20 protein-coding genes and 5 pseudogenes are annotated in these 23,202 nt (G+C 39.7%); 23 read left to right on the plus strand and 2 right to left on the minus strand.

Translation table 11 applies throughout. The features are described 5' to 3' along the window. Positions 1-111 precede the first annotated feature (111 nt). The 4 genes from C0J00_RS04720 (at position 112) to C0J00_RS04735 (ending at position 2,878) form a co-directional block, all read left to right on the plus strand. On the plus strand, positions 112-444 hold the full coding sequence (locus tag C0J00_RS04720; protein WP_104967788.1) for a zinc ribbon domain-containing protein YjdM: 333 nt from the start codon (positions 112-114) through the stop codon (positions 442-444). A gap of 260 nt (positions 445-704) precedes the next feature. Continuing rightward, complete coding sequence (locus C0J00_RS04725) at positions 705-1,346, plus strand: amino acid ABC transporter permease (protein ID WP_104967789.1); 642 nt, start codon at positions 705-707, stop codon at positions 1,344-1,346. A 50-nt stretch (positions 1,347-1,396) separates the two neighbouring features. Beyond that, positions 1,397-2,026 carry an amino acid ABC transporter ATP-binding protein gene (locus C0J00_RS04730; protein ID WP_104967790.1) on the plus strand — a complete coding sequence of 210 codons (630 nt, stop codon included), beginning with the start codon at positions 1,397-1,399 and terminating at the stop codon, positions 2,024-2,026. Between the two features lie 15 nt (positions 2,027-2,041). After that, positions 2,042-2,878 (plus strand): amino acid ABC transporter substrate-binding protein, encoded by an 837-nt coding sequence (locus tag C0J00_RS04735; RefSeq protein WP_104967791.1) that lies wholly within the window; start codon positions 2,042-2,044, stop codon positions 2,876-2,878. Between the two features lie 95 nt (positions 2,879-2,973). Here C0J00_RS04735 and C0J00_RS04740 read toward each other — a convergent pair whose 3' ends face one another. Beyond that, on the minus strand, positions 2,974-3,645 hold the full coding sequence (locus C0J00_RS04740) for a hypothetical protein (RefSeq protein ID WP_104967792.1): 672 nt from the start codon (positions 3,643-3,645) through the stop codon (positions 2,974-2,976). 329 nt (positions 3,646-3,974) lie between these two features. On the opposite strand from C0J00_RS04740, the gene guaC reads away from it, so the two are divergent. From guaC to C0J00_RS04815, 13 genes and pseudogenes are all read left to right on the plus strand, one after another. Then, entirely contained in the window at positions 3,975-4,958 is a 984-nt protein-coding gene (gene guaC, locus C0J00_RS04750) for a GMP reductase (RefSeq protein WP_104967794.1), read from the plus strand. A gap of 163 nt (positions 4,959-5,121) precedes the next feature. Continuing rightward, positions 5,122-5,703, plus strand: a complete 582-nt coding sequence (locus tag C0J00_RS04755; protein WP_104967795.1) for a xanthine phosphoribosyltransferase — start codon at positions 5,122-5,124, stop codon at positions 5,701-5,703. Between the two features lie 97 nt (positions 5,704-5,800). Next, positions 5,801-7,342: an ABC-F family ATP-binding cassette domain-containing protein gene (locus C0J00_RS04760; RefSeq protein WP_104967796.1), complete on the plus strand. Its 1,542-nt coding sequence runs from the start codon at positions 5,801-5,803 to the stop codon at positions 7,340-7,342. 227 nt (positions 7,343-7,569) lie between these two features. Then, positions 7,570-9,945, plus strand: a complete 2,376-nt coding sequence (gene ldcB / locus C0J00_RS10735) for an LD-carboxypeptidase LdcB/DacB (RefSeq protein WP_104967797.1) — start codon at positions 7,570-7,572, stop codon at positions 9,943-9,945. Positions 9,946-10,230: 285 nt separating this feature from the next. Further along, positions 10,231-10,938, plus strand: coding sequence for a CPBP family intramembrane glutamic endopeptidase (locus tag C0J00_RS04770; protein WP_104967798.1), 708 nt, complete (start codon positions 10,231-10,233; stop codon positions 10,936-10,938). A gap of 167 nt (positions 10,939-11,105) precedes the next feature. After that, complete coding sequence (locus C0J00_RS04775; RefSeq protein ID WP_104967799.1) at positions 11,106-11,528, plus strand: DUF1801 domain-containing protein; 423 nt, start codon at positions 11,106-11,108, stop codon at positions 11,526-11,528. Positions 11,529-11,771: 243 nt separating this feature from the next. Next, entirely contained in the window at positions 11,772-11,945 is a 174-nt protein-coding gene (locus C0J00_RS04780) for a hypothetical protein (RefSeq protein ID WP_104967800.1), read from the plus strand. Position 11,946: 1 nt separating this feature from the next. Beyond that, a pseudogene (locus C0J00_RS04785) lies at positions 11,947-12,072 on the plus strand (replication initiator protein A); the annotation flags it as partial. Beyond that, positions 12,071-13,148: pseudogene (locus C0J00_RS04790) on the plus strand (phage tail tip lysozyme); the annotation flags it as partial. The pseudogenes C0J00_RS04785 and C0J00_RS04790, both read left to right, overlap by 2 nt. A gap of 106 nt (positions 13,149-13,254) precedes the next feature. Continuing rightward, positions 13,255-13,848 (plus strand): type IV toxin-antitoxin system AbiEi family antitoxin domain-containing protein, encoded by a 594-nt coding sequence (locus C0J00_RS04795; protein WP_104967801.1) that lies wholly within the window; start codon positions 13,255-13,257, stop codon positions 13,846-13,848. Further along, on the plus strand, positions 13,845-14,687 hold the full coding sequence (locus C0J00_RS04800) for a nucleotidyl transferase AbiEii/AbiGii toxin family protein (protein WP_104967802.1): 843 nt from the start codon (positions 13,845-13,847) through the stop codon (positions 14,685-14,687). Before C0J00_RS04795 ends, C0J00_RS04800 begins: the two co-directional genes overlap by 4 nt. A gap of 6 nt (positions 14,688-14,693) precedes the next feature. Then, a pseudogene (locus C0J00_RS04810) lies at positions 14,694-16,088 on the plus strand (hypothetical protein). Between the two features lie 188 nt (positions 16,089-16,276). Then, positions 16,277-18,195: pseudogene (locus C0J00_RS04815) on the plus strand (SspB-related isopeptide-forming adhesin); the annotation flags it as partial. A gap of 444 nt (positions 18,196-18,639) precedes the next feature. Here the strand turns inward: C0J00_RS04815 and C0J00_RS04820 are convergent. Beyond that, positions 18,640-18,900: a metal-sensitive transcriptional regulator gene (locus C0J00_RS04820; RefSeq protein ID WP_104967803.1), complete on the minus strand. Its 261-nt coding sequence runs from the start codon at positions 18,898-18,900 to the stop codon at positions 18,640-18,642. A gap of 154 nt (positions 18,901-19,054) precedes the next feature. On the opposite strand from C0J00_RS04820, the gene C0J00_RS10655 reads away from it, so the two are divergent. The 6 genes and pseudogenes from C0J00_RS10655 (at position 19,055) to C0J00_RS04845 (ending at position 23,183) form a co-directional block, all read left to right on the plus strand. After that, positions 19,055-19,243, plus strand: a complete 189-nt coding sequence (locus tag C0J00_RS10655) for a rhodanese-like domain-containing protein (RefSeq protein WP_324761710.1) — start codon at positions 19,055-19,057, stop codon at positions 19,241-19,243. Further along, on the plus strand, positions 19,212-19,385 hold the full coding sequence (locus C0J00_RS10660) for a rhodanese-like domain-containing protein (protein WP_324761711.1): 174 nt from the start codon (positions 19,212-19,214) through the stop codon (positions 19,383-19,385). Before C0J00_RS10655 ends, C0J00_RS10660 begins: the two co-directional genes overlap by 32 nt. A 1-nt stretch (position 19,386) precedes the next feature. After that, a pseudogene (locus C0J00_RS04830) lies at positions 19,387-21,028 on the plus strand (FAD-dependent oxidoreductase). Continuing rightward, a complete protein-coding gene (locus C0J00_RS04835) occupies positions 21,021-21,317 on the plus strand; it encodes a rhodanese-like domain-containing protein (RefSeq protein WP_104967804.1) in 297 nt (98 codons plus the stop codon). Before C0J00_RS04830 ends, C0J00_RS04835 begins: the two are co-directional and overlap by 8 nt. Positions 21,318-21,483: 166 nt before the next feature. After that, a complete protein-coding gene (locus C0J00_RS04840; protein WP_104967805.1) occupies positions 21,484-21,897 on the plus strand; it encodes an Ohr family peroxiredoxin in 414 nt (137 codons plus the stop codon). Between the two features lie 185 nt (positions 21,898-22,082). Continuing rightward, on the plus strand, positions 22,083-23,183 hold the full coding sequence (locus C0J00_RS04845) for an LLM class flavin-dependent oxidoreductase (RefSeq protein ID WP_233995874.1): 1,101 nt from the start codon (positions 22,083-22,085) through the stop codon (positions 23,181-23,183). The last annotated feature ends 19 nt before the right edge of the window (positions 23,184-23,202 follow it).

Genomic DNA, 23,202 nt, shown 5'->3' on the forward strand with positions numbered 1-23,202 from the left:
GCATTTGGGCTAAAGATGGCAATAACTGTCATCTTTTTTGCTTTTTAAAGGCTTGCCAAATCAAGGATTCTAAAGTAAAATAAGAAGTATTATTTTTATCTAGGAGATATGATGTCATTACCAAATTGTCTAAAATGTAATTCAGAGTATGTTTATGAAGATGGAACCTTACTCGTTTGCCCTGAATGTGCTTACGAATGGTCACCAAGTGAAGTAGCTGAAGAAGAGGGATTGGTTGTTAAGGACAGCAATGGTACTCGTCTAGCAGATGGTGATACTGTTACTGTTATTAAGGATCTTAAAGTTAAAGGTGCTCCAAAAGATATTAAACAAGGTACTCGTGTTAAAAATATTCGCCTAGTTGATGGTGATCATAATATTGATTGTAAGGTCGATGGTTTCGGAGCTATGAAACTTAAATCAGAATTTGTAAAAAAACTTTAAGCATGATGGAGTAATAGACCAAAGTGGTTTCATTAAACTGCTAATAACACTTTATTTGCCAGTAGTTAACACTCAATCAGTGTCCCTTTCTAAAAATGGAGTGGTATATTGAACTTTAGACAATTAGAAAAGTTCGATATCACTTCTTTTTGCATTTTAAACTATTTTTGATGAATTTTAAGCTGTATTTCTCAATATTTTCTTCTAAAACATCTAAAATTTTGATATAATATACAGAAATAATTTTTTTGGAGTCACCTATGACCTATTTAACAGAGGTACTGCCTAGCTTATTACAAGGGGCTTTAGTTACCTTACAAGTATTTTTTATTGTCATTATATTATCCATTCCGATTGGAGCCGTGCTTGCCTTTTTGATGCAGGTTAGATTTAAGCTATTAGAGTGGTTTATTACGCTTTATATCTGGGTGATGCGTGGTACACCGCTCTTATTACAGCTCATTTTCTTCTATTATGTCTTACCAAGTGTTGGTATAACAATGGATCGTATGCCAGCAGCTATTCTTGCTTTTACCCTTAATTATGCAGCCTATTTTGCAGAAATCTTTCGTGGGGGAATTGAAGCTATCCCTAAAGGGCAATACGAAGCTGCAAAAGTGTTGAAATTTAGCCCCTTCCAAACGGTTCGCTACATCATTTTACCGCAAGTATTCAAAGTCGTTTTACCAAGTGTCTTCAATGAAGTCATTAATTTAGTCAAAGATTCTTCTTTGGTTTATGTGCTAGGTGTTGGCGATTTATTATTAGCCAGTAAAACAGCTGCAAACCGTGATGCAACCTTAGCTCCAATGTTTATTGCAGGTGCTATCTACCTTATTTTGATTGGGCTTGTTACCATCATTTCTAAACAAGTTGAGAAAAAATTCAACTATTATAAATAATAAATGTTTTAGTGACTATCGCTCTATGGTCGCATTAGAAAGGAAGCCTTATGTTAGAATTGAAAAATATTTCTAAAGCTTATGGCTCGAAAGTTATTTTTGAAAATTTTAATTTGACTATATCTCAAGGCCGTATTCTAGCTTTGGTAGGTCCGTCAGGTGGAGGAAAAACAACCCTTCTACGTATGCTGGCTGGTTTGGAAAAAGTAGATTCAGGACAAATCATTTATAATGGTGAAGAAGTTGCAATTGACCATCTTGAAGAGCGCAATTTACTTGGTTTTGTCTTCCAAGATTTTCAACTTTTCCCACACATGACTGTTTTGGAAAATTTAATTTTATCACCTATGAAAACCATGGGTACCTCAAAAGATGTCGCTAAAGAAAAAGCGATTGGCTTGTTAAATCGTTTAGGTTTGGGGGAACATGTTGAGGTGTATCCCCACTCCCTATCTGGTGGTCAAAAACAAAGGGTCGCCTTGGCGCGTGCGATGATGATTGATCCACAGATTATTGGTTATGACGAACCAACATCTGCTTTGGATCCTGAGCTTCGAAAAGAAGTAGAACAGTTGATTTTACAAAACCGCGAAACGGGTATTACCCAGATCGTGGTGACGCACGATTTGGCCTTTGCTAAAAATATTGCAGATGATATTTTAAAGGTCAATCCCAAGTAACAAAGGGGAAGAAATATGATTAAGAAATTAATGACAGTTTTGACGCTAGCTGTTGCAGCCTTGTTTTTAGTTGCCTGTGGTTCAAATAAAGCTAAAGAAAAGACTTCAAAAGATAACTGGAAAACCTATCAAGAGAAAAAAACAATCACAATCGGTTTTGACAATACTTTTGTACCCATGGGTTATAAAGATAAATCAGGTAAAAATGTTGGTTTTGATATAGATCTCGCTAATGCTGTTTTTAAGGAATATGGCATTAAGGTGAAATGGCAAGCTATTAACTGGGATTTAAAAGAAACAGAGCTTGACAATGGAAATATTGACATGATTTGGAATGGTTATTCTGTCACCAAAGAACGTGAAGAAAAGGTTGCCTTTACTAACTCATACATGAAAAATGAGCAAGTGCTGGTATCTAAAAAATCTAGCAATATTACAGATTTTAAAGATATGAAGGACAAGGTTTTGGGAGCACAGTCAGGCTCATCTGGTTATGAAGCCTTCTCAGCTAATCCTAAAGTATTAAAAGATTTCGTTAAAGATGGGGATGCCACTCAATACGAAACCTTTACCCAAGCTCTTATTGATTTAAAAAATGATCGCATTGATGGTCTTCTTATTGACCGTGTCTATGCTAACTATTATCTTCAAGAAGAAGGGGACATTGATCAGTATAATATCGTAACAGGAGATTTCGAAGGAGAAGCCTTTGCAGTAGGTGCACGTAAAGCTGATAAAACTTTGGTTAATAAAGTTAATGCAGCCTTCAAGAAATTGTATGAAGAAGGAAAATTCCAAGAAATTTCAAACAAGTGGTTTGGCGAAGATGTCGCAACAGATCTTGTTAAATAAACAAAAAAATGAGATAGAACCCAAAGTTCTATCTCATTTTTTATACAACACTATCTAAATTATTATCAGACACACCCATCACTCATTGACTGATTTCAATCCTCAAATAGATTATTTGTTATAGAGGCTCCTGATGTGGTATCAGACCATCCAACTAAGGCTTGTCCAGAGTCTTCTAGGTACGCTTCCAATAAAGGCTTCAGATCAATAACTTGTGAGAAAGTACCGAAGAAGTTTCCATCTTGATCATACAAACCTCGATAGTCTTGAATTAAAATGTGATCAAAAGATGGTGATGGGACAGTTAAGGTGAGGTGATGCTTAGTATCATTTTTTATTTTCTCTTGAATCCAGTCTTCCAAAAGTTGAGCTTCTTGATTGAAAGAAAAGAAATTACCATCGAATCCTTTATTATCATAAACAACTTGACCATTTTCATCAAAAAAAGTAAGCTTCATAGGGTGTTTATCCGGATAAGTGTTTAATACTTGATAAAATTGTGTTAGTTGTTGACTTAATTGAAGGATAAATGAAGCATTATCAGAGAAATCCTCAGGAATGTTGAGTAGGATCTCTTGATTGGCTGAGTAGAGAAGAAGTTGTTGATTTTTATTTAATGATATATAGTGACCTACTTGGTTGTTAGTAACAGTACCTTTTACTAAGATTAAATCAAAGAGATTGCTAAAAGAAGATTGTAGCCATTCAAGAAAGATTTCATCATTCTCTAGGAAGTAGTAGCATTTTAATTTGACGGGATATAACATAATCCTATTGTACTATTTAGAAAGTAAGGCTGCAATTTATGAGTTTTATAAATGAGGAGTAGGAATAATGTTCGCTAAAAACGAATATTATTTGATAAAACAAAGAAAAAATTGTAAAAAACTGACAACTTTAGTAGTATATAAGGAGGAAGAGCAGAAAAACTGCTTAGCGATGCTACGAATTCGTAGTTATAGGAAGGTCATTATAGTTTTTAAGTGTTGCAGGTTCTTAGAATGCTGTAGGTTTTTGACGAAGAATGACCGAAAAATAAGACATTTTCCTCATTTTAGTTGTCATGGCCTACCCTGCAATAGAAATGAGGATTTTTATGTTTAGTGATTTACCAGTTTTTGACTATGAAGATATTCAATTAGTGCCTAATAAATGTATCATCAACAGCCGTTCTGAAGCTGATACAACTGTATCATTAGGTAAATATACTTTTAAAATGCCTGTTGTACCTGCTAACATGCAAACTATTATCGACGAAGAAGTTGCTGAACAATTGGCTAAAGGTGGTTATTTCTATATCATGCATCGTTTTGATGAAGACGCACGTAAACCCTTTATTAAACGCATGCATGATCAAGGGTTGATTGCTTCTATTTCAGTAGGTGTTAAAGAATATGAATATGATTTTGTAACGTCTTTAAAAGATGATGTGCCAGAATTTATCACCATTGATATTGCTCATGGTCATGCTGATAGTGTTATCAAAATGATTAAACATATCAAAGCTGAACTTCCAGATACTTTTGTGATTGCTGGTAATGTTGGAACGCCAGAAGGTGTTCGTGAATTGGAAAATGCTGGTGCAGATGCTACGAAAGTTGGTATTGGACCAGGTAAAGTATGTATCACAAAAGTTAAAACTGGTTTTGGTACTGGTGGTTGGCAATTGGCAGCGTTACGTTGGTGTTCGAAAGCTGCTCGTAAACCAATTATTGCTGATGGTGGTGTGCGTACTCACGGTGATATTGCTAAATCAATTCGTTTTGGTGCAAGCATGGTTATGATTGGTTCTCTATTTGCTGGACACATTGAGAGTCCAGGGAAAACCGTTGAAGTTGATGGAGAAACCTTCAAAGAATACTATGGTTCAGCATCAGAATACCAAAAAGGCGAACACAAAAATGTTGAAGGTAAAAAAATCCTTCTTCCAACTAAAGGTCATCTTCAAGACACCTTGACTGAAATGCAACAAGACTTGCAATCATCAATCTCATATGCAGGTGGTAAAGATGTTGAAAGTCTGAAGTTTGTTGATTATGTCATCGTAAAAAACTCAATTTGGAATGGTGATTCTATCTAAGATTATTCGTAATAGGGCGTTTTCTAACGCTCTTTTTTTGTTTTTAACTAGGCAAATGCTGTAAAAAATGATAGGATAATTAGCATAATTATTACTGTTTACTTGATTGAATTAAAGAAGTCGCTTTATTAGTATAAATTAAGTATCATAAGAAAGGAAAAGCATGCAGTTATTAGAAGAACGTATTTTAAAAGATGGTCAGATTTTAGGAGATAATATCCTTAAAGTCGATTCTTTTTTAACGCACCAGGTGGATTATAAATTGATGAAAGCTATCGGAAAAGTGTTCGCAGAAGCTTACAAAGAAGCTGGTATTACCAAGGTGGTTACTATCGAGGCATCAGGTATTGCTCCGGCAGCTTATGCCGCTGAAGCGCTTGATGTGCCAATGATTTTTGCCAAAAAACATAAAAATATTACCATGACAGAGGGGATCTTAACAGCTGAAGTTTATTCTTTTACCAAACAGGTGACCTCAACCGTTTCCATTGCAGGGAAATTTTTGGATAAAGACGATAAGGTTTTAATCGTCGATGATTTCCTTGCTAATGGACAAGCTGCTAAAGGCCTGATTGAAATCATTGAACAGGCTGGTGCAGCTGTTGAAGGTGTTGGTATTGTGATTGAAAAATCTTTCCAAGATGGACGCCAATTGATTGAAGATATGGGGGTTAAGGTTACGTCACTAGCTCGCATTGCTAAGTTTGAAGATGGTAAGTTGGTATTTGCCCAAGCAGATGCTTAATCAGTTAGAATGGCTAGATTTCTTATCTAGCTATTTTATTTTTAACTTAATTTACGTTATAATAGTAAGGATTGAATTGACAATGTAGAGGATTATTATGAGTATTTTAGAAGTTAAGAATCTAAGTCACGGTTTTGGTGATCGTGCTATTTTTGAAAATGTATCGTTTCGTCTCTTAAAGGGGGAGCATATTGGACTTGTTGGTGCTAATGGTGAGGGAAAATCAACTTTCATGAGTATCGTGACAGGGCATTTGCAACCTGATGAGGGCAAAATTGAATGGTCAAAATATGTCACAGCTGGTTATTTGGATCAGCATACTGTTCTTGAAGCAGGTCAATCCGTTCGTGATGTTTTGAGAACAGCCTTCGATGATCTCTTCAAAACAGAAGCCCGTATCAATGACATTTATATGTCTATGGCTGACGAGGGAGCTGATGTTGATTCTCTTATGGAAGAAGTTGGGGAGTTGCAAGATCGCTTAGAGTCTCGTGATTTTTACACTTTGGATGCTAAGATTGACGAAGTAGCTCGAGCGCTAGGTGTCATGGATTTTGGGATGGATTCTGATGTGACAGAGCTTTCAGGAGGGCAACGAACTAAGGTTCTTTTGGCAAAACTTCTTCTTGAAAAACCAGATATTTTGTTGCTTGATGAGCCGACCAACTATTTGGATGCCGAACATATTGACTGGCTCAAGCGTTATTTGCAGAATTACGAAAATGCTTTCGTGCTTATTTCTCATGATATCCCATTCCTTAACGATGTGATTAACATTGTCTATCATGTTGAAAATCAGGATTTAGTGCGTTATTCTGGTGATTATTATCAATTCCAGGAAGTTCATGCTATGAAAAAAGCGCAAAAAGAAGCAGCTTACGAACGTCAACAAAAAGAAATCGCTGACTTACAGGATTTTGTTCAACGAAATAAAGCGCGTGTGGCAACCCGTAACATGGCCATGTCTCGCCAGAAGAAGTTGGATAAGATGGATTTGATTGAGCTTGATAAGGAAAAACCAAAACCAGAATTTCATTTCAAGGAATCTCGCACACCAAGTCGTTTTATCTTCCAAACCAAGGATTTAGTGATCGGTTATGATCGTCCGCTGACCAGAAAGCCTTTAAATCTAACTTTTGAACGTAATCAAAAGGTTGCTATCACAGGAGCTAATGGTATCGGGAAAACAACACTTTTAAAGAGTCTTTTAGGGCAAATTAATCCTCTTGAAGGATCTGTTGAAACAGGTGATTTCTTAGAAATTGGTTACTTTGAGCAAGAAGTTGCTGGTGGCAATCGTCAAACGCCATTAGAAGCGGTTTGGGATGCCTTTCCTGCGCTTAACCAAGCTGAAGTTCGTGCAGCTTTAGCCAAGTGTGGTTTGACATCAAAACATATTGAAAGTCAAATTCAAGTCCTATCAGGCGGAGAACAAGCCAAAGTACGTTTTTGTCTGCTCATGAATCGTGAAAACAACGTTCTTATTCTTGACGAGCCAACCAATCATTTGGATGCAGATGCAAAAACCGAGCTAAGTCGAGCTTTACAAGCTTACAAAGGATCAATTCTCATGGTCTGTCACGAACCTGAATTTTATCATGGTTGGACAGAAGTCTGGGATTTTAATGAAATGATTTAAGAAAAAAGTCGTCTTCGTGTTGAAGATGGCTTTTTTGATACATTTAAGAAAGTCTTTAGAGTTGGTGAAAATAATAGGATAACAAACTATAAACAAATTATTACGAATATAAAGATGACAGTTAATTAAAATATTTCATTTGTATTACATATGTTACAAATATATTTGACAAATGACAAATTGAAGATTATAATGAAGGTGAAAAATAAGGAAATGAGGATGAGGATATGACAAAATCTTTTGTTACCAATCAAAAACAACGTTTTTCAATTCGAAAGTATTCTATTGGAGCTGCATCAGTTCTTGTAGGAGTGACTTTGGTTTGTGCTGGTCAGGTTTCAGCTGACGATAGTTTAGTTCCAAATGTGGTAGTTAGGGATGACAATCAGATTGTGAATTTAAGTAACAAAGGAGCTTTAATATCATCTTCTGAAATCCCTTCTTCTGATAGTATGAGCCAAGTCTTTATGACTTCGGAGCCTATGCTTTCTTCGGAAGTTCTGCCTTCTTCTCAAGTTCTTTCTGAATTGTCAATGACAGCTAGCAGTGAAGTAAGGAGTCAAGAAGTTGTTTCATCACACGTTTTATCTGAAAATGTCGTAGAGATTAGCGAGTCAACAGTAACTTCTGAATCAACCTCAGCCAGTCAAGCAGCTTCAGAAGCTATGGCAGAAGAAGTTGTGATACCAAGTCTTCCCAAACAGGGGACTTACATCTATCCAGAACGCACAGAAGTTCGTAATGAGCCAAAATTGTCAGCGCCAGTCCAATTTTATGTCAACAAGGGCGACAAGGTGTACTATGATAATCTTGTGATCAAGGATGGTACCAACTGGTTGACTTACCTTTCTTATAGTGGGGTTAGACGTTATGCCCCTATTGGTAAGGTAACGGTTAATCCTCCTAAAACAGACACGAAAGATATTGACGAGGAGACAAAACCCAGTCAGTCTCTTCCGAAAAGTGGCACTTATCGTTTCACTGAAGAAGTTGCTGTGAAAAACACCCCTAAGGCTACTGCCAAGACAGAATTTACCTTTGCTAAAGGTGAGTCTATCCATTATGATCAAACCTTGATTGCAGATCAGGTGCAATGGTTGTCTTATGTCAGTTACAGTGGTGTCCGCCGTTATGTCGCCCTCTCAAAGGTTCAGGATGTCCCAGTGAAAACACCAGAGGCTACTCCGAAACCAACGCCAACTAAGGAAGAAGAAGCAAAAGCCATTGCCAAATCAGGAACTTATACCTTTACTCAGGACAGTGCTATCAAGAACAAGCCTGAAGTAGCCGCTAAGACAGAGTTTATTTATCGCAAAGGTGATAAGGTTAACTATGATCGCTACCTTGAAAATGACGGTCATCACTGGTTATCTTATGTTAGTTATAGCGGTATTCGTCGCTATGTGGATTTAGGCAAAATTAAAGGAACTACTGACAAACTAAGTCCGAAACCAACTAAGGAAGTAACACCGACAAGTAGTGTCAAGCTTTATGGTCGCATGGCTGTCACAGATATCTCAAGTGCTGGTTTCACTATTACCATTTCAGAAGTAGCTTCTCCAAATACTATCCAGTCAATTAAAGTTCCTGTTTGGTCAGATCAAGGTGGTCAGGATGATTTGGTCTGGTATAAGGCACAGAAACAAGGGGACGATACTTACAAGGTGGAGGTTGCTACTAAAAATCACAAAGATAATACTGGCGATTATCATGTCCATCTCTATTATGATTATGGAAATAGTCAATTGAAAGGGATTTTATCAACGAAGGTTACATTGCCAGCAAAAGCAGTAGTGACTCCGACAGCTACAAATTCTTCAAAGCAAAAGGTTACCTTTAATGGTTCATACTATAGCGTGGCTGGAAAATATGATGAGGTTATCGTCGTTAATAAAAAATACCCACTATCTGCTCAGTACAATCCAGGTGAGAATCCGACTGCTAAGGCCGCTTTCATCAAACTGCGTGATGATATGATTGCAAAAGGTTACAATGTCGGCTATGGTTACAGTGGTTTTAGAAGCTACAATACACAAGCTGGATTATATCAATCATATGTCAGACGTGATGGACAAGAGGCAGCGGATCGCTATTCAGCAAGGCCAGGTTACAGTGAACACCAAACAGGATTGGCTTTTGACCTAACAGATAAAAATGGTCGACTTCTGGAAGATAAGGCTGCTAGTACTTGGCTTCAACAACATGCTCATGAATATGGCTTTGTTGTCCGTTATCAACCAGGTAAAGAAGCTGTGACGGGCTTTATGCAAGAAGTTTGGCATCTTCGCTATATTGGAAAAGAAGCTAAGGATATTCATAATTCAGGGTTATCACTTGAAGAGTACTACGGTTTCCAAGGTGGTGACTATGGCAGTGTAAAACCCAATACTGGATCACGTCAGACAAACTTACCTTCGCAAGGGACTTACACCTTTAAGAAACGTACTTCTATCAAGGGTGAGCCAAAATTATCAAGTCCAGAATTAGCTTACTATAACGCTGGTTCAACGGTTAACTATGATAAAGTAGTGAGTTCAGATGGATATCAATGGTTATCTTATGTTAGCTTTAGCGGTTTAAGAAGGTATGTAGCTATTACTTAATCTGAATGATGGTGTATGAAAAAAATAAAAAAGGTGTTGTTGGCTAATCTTGAATGGTTACTGATGATGCCTTTTTGTTTCAGTGATTGTATCAAAAAATTGAATGCCTTAGGATAAAAACGACCATTCAGGACGTTTGAATGACTGTTTAGGATTTCAAGGTTCATCGTTTAATTGATGTGGTATACTGACCATATTGTTAACTCGTATTTGATGATAGTGACATAAATAGTAACTTAAAAAATAATGGGTTTAACACAAATAATATTCAAAAGGAGTTTTAAAATGTCTTTAGTGAAACGCATTTTTAAGTTTATTGGTTTAGTTCTCTTGGTGCTTGTACTCAATTTGACACCTATGATTTTAATTGGTAATCAGGACAAGACACCAGTTAGTCTGCAGTGGCTTTTTAGTATTTTGTATCTTATAGTTGCTTTTTTGATTATCTGGCAGGTTTGGAAGGCTTATGTAGAAAAAGAATCTTACATGATTACAGGAAGACCATTCACTTGGGAGCGATTTGGAATGGCACTCTTATTTTTTCTTGCGACACGTGTTGTTGCATTTTTAGGGACATTGTTATTACAAAAAGTGACTGGCAATATGATGTCAGCTAATGATGCTGCTTTGCAAGCCACAGCTAGTGATTTGAAACACATGTTTCCTATGTATTTTGTAGCCTTTCACGTCATGATTGCCTTTTTTGCACCAGTTTTAGAGGAGTTGACTTTTAGAGGATTTTTCAGTCGTTATTTCTTTAAAGCAGATAATAAATGGGCGAAATGTCTGGTTAGTTCCTTGATATTTGCCCTATTACACGCGGTTATGCCTCTAGAGATTATTATTTACTTAGCACTTGGCAGTATTTTCTTTTTCGCCTTCAATCGTGAGGGCAATATTCGAGATTCCATTGGTGTTCATATATTAAATAATGGCTTGATTGTTCTTGTATCAGTTGTTAACTACATTCTTTTGTTAATGGGTATTATTTGATTTTTGATAGTATTTCCATAGAGACGAGAATTATTTAATTATTCATCAAATAAGTTTTCTTGTTAGAAAGCTTATTTTTTATGCCAACGACCTACGACCTGTTCTGATTTCATGGTATAATAATATAGATTATCGTATTCAGATGGTAAGTGTTTATGAGGGATGTTATGGCTAAGTTTGCACCGACAGGTCAATCTGTTGAGGAGCTGATTTCTAGTTTGAAGACTAATCGTCAACAGGATGAGGCTCGTCAACTGTTGGGATTATATCAAAAAGTCAGTCAAGAGGAAGCAGTGGTTTGGTATCCTGGGATTATTGGTTTTGGCAACTATCATTATCGTTATGAGACGGGTCATGAAGGTGATTCACCTCAGTTGTCTTTTGCTCCAAGACAGGCGAAAATCACTCTTTACATTGATCAGGATTTACCTAATCGAGCTAGTCGTTTGGAAAATTTAGGTAAGTACAAAACAGCGGTTGGCTGTGTCTATGTCAATAAATTGGCTGATATACACCTTGATGTTTTGGAAGATATCTTGACCTTATCACTGGAGCATTTGAATAAAAAAATTGAAACAGAAAAGGAATAAGAAATGGCTACTATTCAATGGTTGAATGGGAGCCATGTGGAATTGAAAAATCAAAAAATGAGAAATATAGCCCAAAAGCCTTGACTTATCAGGGCTTTTCCTATTTTAATTTTTGTTAAGTAACTTTAGTGTTAAGCAATAATACGCAAAAATAATCAATTTTTGGTGCCTAGTTTGGTGCCTAGAATTTTACGAGAACATTTTAATAAGTGTTCTCGCTTTTTTATTTTCAGGAGGAAAATCATGCAAAAGAATGAACAGTCATCACGACAAATTGTGATGTGTCATCTCATGGCTATCATAGGAATCGATATTGAGAAAGCAAAGGGGATAGTTGCTGAAATGGAGGAGAAAGAACTCATTCAATTTGATGAGTTGGGAAATGTTGGTCTGTTAGTCTTGGAGGGACAATCATAAAATGTATCACAGCAGATCACATCAAACGTCAGAGCGTTACTATAAGCTCCCAAAACTCTTGTTTGAGAGTGAACGCTACAAGGACATGAAACTTGAGGTTAAGGTTGCTTATGCTGTTCTAAAAGACCCTATTTAATAGTCATAGTGGTCGAGTGACAGACGGTCAGAAAGTCCAAGCAGGGAAAGTGATTGGTCAAACCAAGGATGGTGCTGGTCTAAAAGCGACCAATCAAAAGGTTGACGATGATTCAGAGAAACTGGTCAGTAGAATCATCCATTAATCTCAAACGAGCTGAAGGGGACTACTTATCGCCTTCTGTTGGAGCAACGGATAGTTCTTGGGACGATGAGGGATGGTTGTCTCTAAATGGTCCAGCTATCTATAATGGCAGGTACCCGAATATTCTAAGACGTGGCTTGGGCTTAGAGTAGTGGACAGATACTGCAGATGGGTCACGCAGACATACCTTATTATTAGAGTATGCCAACCGAAAAAAGCAGAAGTGGTATGACTTAGGCTTACAACTGGATTTCATGCTCCATGGGGACAATCCTTACTACACCAACTGGTTAAAAGACTTTTTCAAAAACTCAGGAAGCCCAGCCAGTCTTGCCCAACTCTTTCTCATTTATTGGGAAGGAAATAGTGGTGATAAGCTCTTAGAACGTCAAACGAGAGCTACAGAGTGGTATTACCAAATTGAGAAAGGCTTTAACCAACTAAATGGTTGAACCGCCCAGAGTGATCCAAAAGCGCTGGAAGCGGTTCGAGGAGTCCTTTATGACAACTCCATTCCAGGTGGAGGTGACGGTATGGGTTATGCCTATGGGCAATGTACGTGGGGAGTTGCCGCTCGGATTAACCAATTGGGCTTGAAACTCAAAGGACGAAATGGTGAGAAAATCCCAATCATTAGTACCATGGGGAATGGTCAAGACTGGGTGGCAACAGCAGCACGCCTTGGTGGAGAAACAGGTAAGATACCAAAAGCAGGAGCGATTATTTCCTTTGCGGGAGGAGGTCATGGATCGCCAACAGAATACGGTCATGTCGCCTTTGTCGAGAAAGTTTACCCAGATGGATCTTTCCTTATCTCAGAAACGAACTATAATGGCAATCCTAATTATACTTTCCGTAAGTTATCAGGAGTCGATGGTACGATTAGTTTTGCCTATACAATGAAACAGAAAACAATATGCTAACAAATTAATAATTTGTTAGCATATTGTTTTGTTTGTGATTGATTTTTCCTAAACAATATGCTAACATTGTAGTGAAATGTTAGCATATTGTTTAGGAGGTGGTAATGTGGATTTGTTAGAGAAACCTGTCTATAATTACATAAAAAAAAATCATGGCATTATAACTTTTCGTGATATGGAAGAGCTTAACTTTTCTTACCAACAATTGAATCAATTGGTCTCAAAAGGTAAAGTGGAATCAATTGAAAGAGGGATTTATCATCTGCCTGATACCTATATTGATGATTTCTTTAGTTTACAGTATCGTTTTCCAAAAGGAATTTATTCCTTAGAAACAGCACTATGGTTACATGGCCTTTCCCTCACTGTTCCATTTGAACCTGTGATGACTTTTCCTTTTGGGACTAACACGAGGCTAATGAAAGAAGCTGGTGTTAAGCCGATTGTTGCTAGAAATCATCATGAAATCGGTATTATAAAACTAGAGCGACAGGCTGGACAGTTTATCTTAGTATATGATATGGAACGAACTTTGGTAGAGTGCTTGCGAACAACCTATCATGTTGATGTTCAAGTCATTGCTCCAGCGTTTCAAGCTTACTTTAAAAAAGGAGCTGTGAATTATGCCAAGTTGTACCACTATGCACAACTATTTAAAGTCACTGAAAAGCTACAATCTTATGTGGAGGTCTTGTCGTGAAATTTTCAAATGCTAATAGTTTCAAAGCCAAAATCAAGAATATTGCAAGAGAAAAAGGGATACCTGCTCAACAAGTTCAGCAGAACTATTTGATTGAGCAAGTACTAAAACTGATCTCTGGGAGTCAGTATAAAGATTCCTTCATTGTGAAAGGTGGTTTCCTTATCGGACAGATGATTGGCCTAGATAAACGGACAACAATGGATTTAGATGTTACCTTGAAAGGTCAACCTCTTAGTGAAGAAAATATTCAAATAATCTTCAAAGAAATTGTGAAGCGACCTTCTGAAGGTTTCCAATTTGAAATTGATATGCTGGAACCGATTCGACAAGATGACGAATATGGGGGCTTTACACTCAAACTCAAGGCGACATTCGATACCCTACGTGAAGTTGTCTTTATAGATATAACAACAGGTGACCAGATAACGCCACGAGAAATTACTTATCAATTGCAGTCTGTTTTTTCAGAGAATAAACTAGAAGTTTGGACTTATAATTTAGAAACTGTTCTTGCTGAAAAATTAGAAACGATTATTCGTCGAGGAGCTGCTTCAACTAGACCTCGTGATCGTTATGACCTCTACACATTATATTACCTTCGAAAAGATGAGATTGATATCCCAATATTGAAAACTGCTCTAAACAATACTGCTAAAAAAAGAGAAAGTTTAGATATTTTGACAAATTGGGAAAGTCAACTAGGGGAAATCCGTAGCTCAGACTATCAGAAAAAGCTTTGGTCTCGCTATCAAAAATCATTCAGATATGCCAGTGAAATGAGTTTTGAGGAATCAGTGGAAGTGGTGGCAATTATTTTAAATCAATTAGGGGGTTAGTAGTGTATGCTGACAGGAACTTTGCAGATGATGGGTTATGAATTTTTCTTTACGTTCGCTGAAGAAAGATTATCCTTGATTCCCAAATAAGGGAACAAAGATGAGATTAGGCATTCCTGGTTCTATACTAAATTAGGAGCAGGAATCTTTTCTTGGCCAGGGAAGCCTAAATTCGTAGAAGAAAACTTTCTTTATGGACGGACAAATGAAACAAATCGAGTTATTACATTTCTAACAAATAAACACACGCAACTGCAGGAAAATAACGGTATCATTACAGTGCCGATTTTGGCCTATTTTTTTAGTTATTCTGACAGACCTAGGATTAGTCGAATATCATTTAGCGGGTTAGAACTAAACTATATTCATCCAATTAATCGTACTTTTGAAATTTCGTATAAACCTGAAGAACACGATGGGAAAATAAATATTAGTACCTATGATTTTGACTCAACAACGACAGAAGAACAGAAATTTAATGTTTTTGGAAAAGAAGTTCAAGTTTATTTCGGCGTCACTAGAACAACAAGTTTATCTATCGAAAAGCCACCTCTAGCGTTATCATCGTCAATGGTTTTTCATTTTGAAGAAACTCAAGATTATTCTTTTGTACGAGAGTTATATCGTATCGCAAAGGAGTTTATCCAATTTCTTTGTAATCGAAGAAATGTTAATTTTACTGATATTCGGTTGTCAAATAATCAAGGAAAGGTTGGGGAATCCAATGTGATTGAAGAAAGTATTGAGATTGAGATGAAGCCATTGAAAGATGGAAGATATATTCAACAAAAATATATTGCTGGTTATGAGGGAAAGATATTAGATGACATAGCTGAAAATAATCTATATCTCAGACATCTAGGTAAGAGTTTTAGGGATAGTCGGATAATTGATGCTGCTAGTTTTGTATTAAGAACCGCTGCATTTGAATGGGAGTTTAGTAGACTATTTTCAGAAGATGAATGGAAAAGCGAGCAACGAAAAAAACTGGAAGAAGAAGCTAGTAAAGAATTAGAGCGTTTGATTGAAAATTCAACAGGTAAGCTGAAAAAAATTTACAAAGATTTGAAAAAATCAGTTGTATCCTATTTATCTCTTTCTCAAAAGATTGGTCAAATATTTGAAGAATACGGTGCATCTTTATTGAATTTATTTGGACAATCCATATATAAATTAAACAATATTTCTTATAATCACTCTGAAATTGCAGAGCGAATAGGCAAACAAAGAAATAATTTTGCTCATGGAAATTTAGATAAGGAATTTATAAATGAGTCTTTGCTAGATGTGGTGTTCCTTGAACAAATTGTCCTAGCTATGCAACTACAATATTTTGGAATAGATGAAATAGAAACCCAAAAAATTATAAATGAAGTATTTCACCATAATTTGGCATTATAGAGTGGTTCTGGGAGGGTCTGATGCGTCAGTCCTCTCCTTTTTTATAGGGATTTTCAGAAGTTATCGGTAGTGCTACTGATAGCTTTTTTCTTTGTTTTTGATGTGATACCAAAATCAAGTCGTCTTTTTTATGATGAGGAGAGAGTGACAGATTGTTGCTACTTATCAAAAGAAAAGAAGGACTTTTTATGACCAAACAATGTCATCATCACTTTTAGTCAATCAGGAACAAGCAGAAAAACACGTCTTCCGTAAAAGTAAGAAGTACCGGACACTTTGTTCGGTGGCTCTTGGAACTATGGTGACGGCTGTTGTCGCTTGGGGTGGCCAAGTAGCACAAGATGATGAAGTGGTAACACCCTCGCTGGATAAAACAACCGTTCAGTTGACAGAAAATCCTGCGACCAACTTACCAGAAGCTCAGCCAGCTCCAGTTGTTGAACAGACGGATAGCCTTGCCTCAACTGGTCAATCAGATGGGGCTATTACAGTCACCGTTCCTCATGCTGTTGTGACACAAGCTGTCAATCAAGCAACAGCTGAAGGGGTTACGACCATTCAGGACCAACCTATGGACTTGGGAAATACAACTTCTGCGAGTGAGACCAGTAAGCAATTGGATAAGGCGGAAGCGGATGCTGCTAGGCAGGCTGAAGCCATTACTCAGGTGACCAATACCTATAAAGCTGACAAAGCGACTTATGAACAAGATAAAACACGTGTTGAACAAGGGAATGCTGCGTTGGCTGCTAGTCATAAAGACGCCACTCAAGCAGGAAAAAACTTGAACCATTCAGTGGATAGCACAGTTTCAAAAATCAAAGGCCAAGATCAGTCGGCTAATGTGACCGTTACCACTCAAACAGTACCATCAGGAGATGGTTCAACTGTTTCAGGCTATCAGGATTATACCTCTGCGGTAGTTGCTATTGATAAGCAAAATAAGGACAATCTATCTGAATACGAATCAAAGAAAAAAGATGCAGATGCCATTGTCGCAAAGAACTTAGTGACTCAAAAGGAAAATGAAGCGGGTCTTGCTAAAGCAAAGGCTGATAATGAAGCTATTACTAAACGCAATCAAGCTGGGCAACAAGCGATAGATGACGAAAATAAGGCTGGTCAAGCTGCTGTGGATGCCTACAATAAGAACCAACAAAAATTGGTGACAGACCGTGAAGCTGAGATTGCTGCTATTACGAAACGCAATAAGGAATCATTGCGAAGGGTGATGCCATGCTTGGTGGGTATTCTAAAATCCTAGATTCTACTGGTTTCTTCGTCTATGATACCTTTAAAACAGGAGAAACCCTTTCCTTTACCTATCAAAATCTTCAAAATGCTCGCTTTGATGGTAAGAAAATCACAAAAGTAGCCTATGACATTACAAACCTTGTTTCTCCAGCTGGAACTAATGCCGTGCAGTTAGTCGTGCCAAATGACCCAACAGAAGGCTTTATTGCCTACCGTAATGATGAGACAGGCAATTGGCGAACAGACAAGATGGAGTTTCGTGTCAAAGCCAAGTATTTCTCCTAAAGGGGCTTTCCAAGTCTTTATGCCTAATGACAATCAAGACTTTTATGACCAGTATGTCAAAACAGGAACTTCTTTAAACCTTCTCACCAAAATGACCGTCAAAGACAGCCTTTATGGTCAGACGAAGACTTATCGAAACAAAGCCTACCAAGTGGATTTTGGCAATGGCTATGAAACCGATGAGGTGATCAATACCCTTGTTAGCCCAACACCTAAAAAACAAAACCTTAATAAGGATAAGGTGGACATTGACGGAAAACCGATGATAGTGGGTTCACAAAACTACTATACCTTGTCATGAGACTTAGACCAATACCGAGGCACTAAGGCCGATAAGGCTCAAATTGTACAAGGTTTCTACTTTGTGGATGATTATCCCGAAGAATCTCTATTACCAGATGAAGCAAGTATTCAACTTGTGACAACTGACGGAAAAGCAGTGTCAGGTGTGACGGTAAAAACTTATACGAGCTTATCAGAAGCCCCTAAACCCCTACAAGCAGCTCTTTCAAAACGCAAGATTGCGCCTAAAGGAGCCTTCCAAGTCTTTATGGCAGAAGATCCGCAAGCCTTCTATGATTCTTATGTAACGCAAGGTCTGACCTATTCAGGCCTACCCCTGGATTTCAGTCAGCCCTTGACTATCGGCCAGTCTCAGTTTCGGATGAATATGGAGTGCATGAGGCCAGACTATGACACACTTGAGATGGTTCAGCGGGTGGTTGGTCAGATGACTGAGGATGTGGTTGAGCTCTTTGTCTTCCCCCCAGGTTACCTCGATCAGGACCTGTTAGATCATTCCAGCCTGACCTTGCCTCGGCCTAAGGAAGTTGCCATGCTCATCGCTCCTGCCACCAAAGAGTGGTTGAAGGAGCAGCGCGTTGAGCTGATTGATTATAGGGATTTGTAAACTGGTAAAAAGAATCCTCGCTCACAGATGTGGGCGAGGGTTTACGCTATCAAGCGACAGGTGCGACAGAGGGCTAAGTATAGCTCTGGTAGTTTTTATGACCTATTTCTTAATAATCATGTCGATGACTTGTTCCAGGTTAGCTTCAAAGTCCTCTGGTTTTTGGTCAGGGTCTTCAAAGATTTGGTGCATCTTGGTACTGATGACCAGACCAAGGGTGCGGTTGATGCTGGAGCGGACAGCTGTCAGCTGGGTCACGATGTCAATACATTCTTGTTCGTCTTCAATCATTTTTTGGATGCCTCTCAGCTGGCCTTCAGCCCGCTTGAGACGGTTGAGAATATTTTTTTGATCTGTTTGCATAGGAACCTCACTTTAGGATCATTATACGTCCTAGGGGTATTTTTGTCAAATTGGAAAGTCTTTTCTTGACGAAGAGGTCACTATTTGGTATTCTTTTAATATACCCCTATGGGTATTTAATGGATTACCCATCAAATAAGAAAGGACTGTGGTCATGATCTGTTTGTTTCAACGGCTCTGTCAAAATAGGCTGAAAAGTATTGCTATCAATGACTTAGATAGGGTTTTACAAGAACCTAAGTCAGTTGTTTTAGATGTTCGGATGAAAGAGGAATACCAGAGGGGGCATATCAAGGGGGCGCAATATCCCTTTGGATCAACTATCACATTTTCAAGGCACTAAAGACCAGGTACATTATGTTCTGTGTCAGTCAGGTGTGAGGAGCAAGCGCGCGGCGCGTGTCCTTCAAAAGAAGGGCTATCAAGTGGTTAATGTCAAGGGCGGCATGTCTGCCTATACTGGAACTATACAAGGAGGAAAGTAAGATGAAGATTTTGATTATTGGTGGGGTTGCGGGAGGTATGTCTGCTGCAACACGTTTGCGTCGCCTTATGGAAGACGCTGAAATTATTGTCTTTGACAAGGGCCCCTATGTTTCCTTTGCCAACTGTGGGCTGCCTTATCATGTTTCTGGGGAAATAGCGGAGCGGTCTAGCTTGTTGGTACCGCCTCAAGGCGCGGTTTAACCTGGATGTCCGACCAGAGTCAGAGGTTCTCTCCATCGATCCAGCAAGTAAATCAATTGTGGTCAAAACTAAGACAGAAACCTATACGGAAAGCTATGACAAGTTGATCCTGTCACCGGGTGCCAAACCCTTTGTCCCACTGATGACGGGTCTTGATCAGGCTGAGAATGTCTTTACCCTGCGTAGTATTCCCGATTTGGACCAGATCATGGCTCAGCTAGAAGGAAAAACAGCAGGTGTAGCAACAGTGATTGGTGCAGGCTTTATCGGCCTGGAAATGGCTGAAAACTTTGCTAAAAAAGGGCTTGAAGTCACCATTATTGAAAAAGCTCCCCATGTTCTACCACCTCTGGACCAAGAAATGGCCGCCTTTGTGGAAGCCGAACTGGTCAAACAGGGAATTAGGGTCATCACAGGCCAGTCAGCGCAAGCCTTTGAAGACCAAGGCAAAACCCTTGTCTTAGAAGACGGTCGCCGCCTGCCATCTGATGTGACCATTTTGTCGGTCGGGGTGCAACCGGAAAACGGACTAGCTCAGTCAGCAGGTCTTGAGCTTGGTCTCCGTGGTGGGATCTTAGTTAATGAGCAGTATCAGACCAGTCAAGAGGATATCTATGCTGTCGGTGATGCGGTTGTGGTTAAGCAGCAAATTACTGGCCAAGACGCCCTCATTGCTCTAGCTAGTCCTGCCAACCGCCAGGGCCGTCAAGTGGCGGATGTGATTGCTGGGCTTCCTGCCCAAAACAAGGGCAGTATCGGGACAGCTATTTTCCGTGTCTTTGATATGGTGGCTGCCTCAACTGGGCTGAGTGAACGGGTGGCTCGTCAGACCTTTGATAAGGTTGCAGTAGTTCATACCAGTGGCAATGATCACGCTGGCTACTATCCAGGTGCAACGACCATTATCCTCAAGTTGATTTTTAACCCTGAAACAGGAGCAATCTATGGGGCCCAAGCCGTCGGCCAAAAAGGGGTTGATAAGCGGATTGACATCTTGGCAACGGCCATCAAAGCTGGTCTAACTATTGACGATTTGCCAGAGTTGGAATTCACCTATGCACCGCCATTTGGCTCTGCCAAAGACCCTGTCAATATGATCGGCTATGCTGCTATGAACCTTGCTCAAGGCTTGAGTCACAACGTTCAGTGGTACGACCTCTCTGATGAACTCTCTAAAGGCAAGGTGCTCCTTGATGTCCGCAATCCTGGTGAACTCGCCGCAGGGCGCTTCCCGGATGCCATGGCCATTCCCTTGGATGACTTGCGCGATCGTCTCGGAGAGCTCGATAAGAGCCAATCTTATATCGTCAGCTGCCATAGTGGCCTACGCTCCTATGTAGCAGAACGCATCCTCAAGCAAGCAGGTTTTGAGGTTGCTAACTTAGACGGGGCCTATGCCCTCTACAAAATGGTCAAACCGGAGGACCTGATTCATGATTAAAAGCCAAGCCTTAGCAGACTTAGTAGCTGCCATTGACAGCCAATCTCTATCCTTGATTGATGTCCGTGAAGTAGATGAATACCAAGCGGGCCATGTGCCTGGCGCTCAGTCTCTCCCTTTGAGTGAACTGGCAGAACGCTACACTGAGTTAGACAAGAATAGGCCTTACCACCTGATCTGCCATTCAGGGGCTCGCTCTGCTAGAGCCTGCCAATTTTTAGCTGGTCAGGGTTATGACGTGACCAATGTCGAAGGGGGAACCATCGCTTGGACAGGCGATTTGGAATAGTAATGCTTATAAACAAGAAAACCGTCAGCCTGTGTGGCTGACGGTTTTTGGATAGGGGTGACTGTTCTAAAATTATTTTACGGAATGTTGGCGAGTCATATTTTTTTTAAGGCAAGAGGCCGTCTTTCTGCTATAATAGAAAAAACAATAATTAGGGAGAAGTGAGATGAAAAAAATCTATTCAACCAAAATGATTAACACGGGTGGCCGTACAGGTGAAGTCCATGCGCCGGATAACTCGATTCAGTTCCAAGTGGTGCAGCCAGGGCAAAAAGTAGAGGGTGCAACCAACCCTGAGCAATTATTTGCGGCAGGTTTTAGCAGCTGCTTTAACAGTGCATTGAGCTACGTTCTCTCAAGTAAGCAGTTGACCAATAGCAGCACCGTTTCAGCGACTGTTTCTATGTACAACTTGAGCACAGGCCCAGTACCAGATGTGACGCTTGGTGTTGACATCGAAGGCCATATCGAAGGTTTGTCCTTGGACCAAGCGCAAGCTTTGCTAGAAGAAGCCCACAAAGTCTGCCCATACTCACGCGCAGTAGCAGGCAATATTGAGGTGACAGTCAAAGCGGTTTAATGGTTTTGGCACCCATGACAAGAATGTAAAAAAAGAGACCAGGACAACCGAAGGGTTTGGGTCTCTTTTTGTCATTTTGTATGGACTACTTTTCAAGCCGTAGCAAAGCTGAGAAAAGAACCTTAAAACGTGGTATAGTAAAAGTGAAAAAAACTAGAAGACGATGTTGATAAAGTCTAGCAAATATGAGTAATAGCTATACAAACTGTTCCAAAAGAAAGAGAGAAAGCAAGATGAAACTGTCAGTCTTAAACTTAGCCCCGTTACGGGAAGGACAAGGGTTCAAAGAGGCCATGGATGATTTGGTTGACTTGGCCCAAAAGGTAGAAGGCATGGGCTATGAACGCTATTGGATTGCAGAACACCATAATTCTAAAACCATCGCCAGCAGTGCCACTCAGCTCCTCATCCAACGTACCTTGGACCAGACTAAGACCATTCGTGTGGGGTCTGGTGGGGTCATGCTCCCCAACCACACGCCCTATATCGTGGCCGAGCAGTATGGGACGCTGGAAACCCTCTATCCTAATCGGGTCGACTTAGGTCTGGGTCGGGCACCGGGAACAGACCAACAGACAGCGCGTGCCATCAGACGAACCGACAACCTCAATCCGCACTTTGAGGAGGATATCATGGAACTGCAGGGCTACTTTGCGGACACCTTGCCGGTCCATGCCTACCCGGCAGCTGGACTAGATGTGCCGCTCTATATCTTGGGCTCTAGCACGGACAGTGCTCACCTGGCTGCCAAGCTTGGCCTACCCTATGTCTTTGCAGCCCATTTTGCCCCACGGATGCTGATGGAAGCGGTAGCCATTTACCGTAGGGAATTCAAACCTTCTGAAACCTTGGCTGAGCCTTATGTCATTCTTTGCGCCAATGTCATTATGGCCGATACAGACGAGGAAGCCCAACGCTTAGCGACCACGCAGACCATAAGTTTTGCAGGGATTGTCACCAACAGGGCCCAGAAATTACAACCACCGAAAGAGTCAGATGAAGCTGTTTGGGAAGCCATTTTGCCGTCAGGAGAAGTGCCACACTTTGGACCAGTGGCCTTTAGCGCCCAACTCTCCCACACCCGCATCAAACAAGCCGTCAGCCAGATGACCGCCTGCACCTTTGTCGGGGACAAGGCGTCAGTGGCTGCCCAGATAAAGGCCATGCAAAAACAAGTGTCCTTTGATGAACTCATGGCCCACAGCAACATCTTTGACCAAGAGGCCCAAGCTCACTCTTACCAACTCTTGGCTGACGTCGTGGATCAAGAATTTGCAGACGAATAAAACTACTACTGAACCGTAA

Origin of the sequence: Streptococcus pluranimalium (assembly GCF_002953735.1) — a bacterium.
Lineage (GTDB): Bacteria > Bacillota > Bacilli > Lactobacillales > Streptococcaceae > Streptococcus > Streptococcus pluranimalium.

Bases quoted from the DNA above. Each gene is read 5' to 3' on its own strand.
- C0J00_RS04720 (WP_104967788.1), top strand. From the start codon at position 112: ATGTCATTACCAAATTGTCTAAAATGTAATTCAGAGTATGTTTATGAA.
- C0J00_RS04725 (WP_104967789.1), top strand. From the start codon at position 705: ATGACCTATTTAACAGAGGTACTGCCTAGCTTATTACAAGGGGCTTTA.
- C0J00_RS04730 (WP_104967790.1), top strand. From the start codon at position 1,397: ATGTTAGAATTGAAAAATATTTCTAAAGCTTATGGCTCGAAAGTTATT.
- C0J00_RS04735 (WP_104967791.1), top strand. From the start codon at position 2,042: ATGATTAAGAAATTAATGACAGTTTTGACGCTAGCTGTTGCAGCCTTG.
- C0J00_RS04740 (WP_104967792.1), bottom strand. From the start codon at position 3,645: ATGTTATATCCCGTCAAATTAAAATGCTACTACTTCCTAGAGAATGAT.
- guaC (WP_104967794.1), top strand. From the start codon at position 3,975: ATGTTTAGTGATTTACCAGTTTTTGACTATGAAGATATTCAATTAGTG.
- C0J00_RS04755 (WP_104967795.1), top strand. From the start codon at position 5,122: ATGCAGTTATTAGAAGAACGTATTTTAAAAGATGGTCAGATTTTAGGA.
- C0J00_RS04760 (WP_104967796.1), top strand. From the start codon at position 5,801: ATGAGTATTTTAGAAGTTAAGAATCTAAGTCACGGTTTTGGTGATCGT.
- ldcB (WP_104967797.1), top strand. From the start codon at position 7,570: ATGACAAAATCTTTTGTTACCAATCAAAAACAACGTTTTTCAATTCGA.
- C0J00_RS04770 (WP_104967798.1), top strand. From the start codon at position 10,231: ATGTCTTTAGTGAAACGCATTTTTAAGTTTATTGGTTTAGTTCTCTTG.
- C0J00_RS04775 (WP_104967799.1), top strand. From the start codon at position 11,106: ATGGCTAAGTTTGCACCGACAGGTCAATCTGTTGAGGAGCTGATTTCT.
- C0J00_RS04780 (WP_104967800.1), top strand. From the start codon at position 11,772: ATGCAAAAGAATGAACAGTCATCACGACAAATTGTGATGTGTCATCTC.
- C0J00_RS04820 (WP_104967803.1), bottom strand. From the start codon at position 18,900: ATGCAAACAGATCAAAAAAATATTCTCAACCGTCTCAAGCGGGCTGAA.
- C0J00_RS10655 (WP_324761710.1), top strand. From the start codon at position 19,055: ATGATCTGTTTGTTTCAACGGCTCTGTCAAAATAGGCTGAAAAGTATT.
- C0J00_RS04835 (WP_104967804.1), top strand. From the start codon at position 21,021: ATGATTAAAAGCCAAGCCTTAGCAGACTTAGTAGCTGCCATTGACAGC.
- C0J00_RS04840 (WP_104967805.1), top strand. From the start codon at position 21,484: ATGAAAAAAATCTATTCAACCAAAATGATTAACACGGGTGGCCGTACA.
- C0J00_RS04845 (WP_233995874.1), top strand. From the start codon at position 22,083: ATGAGTAATAGCTATACAAACTGTTCCAAAAGAAAGAGAGAAAGCAAG.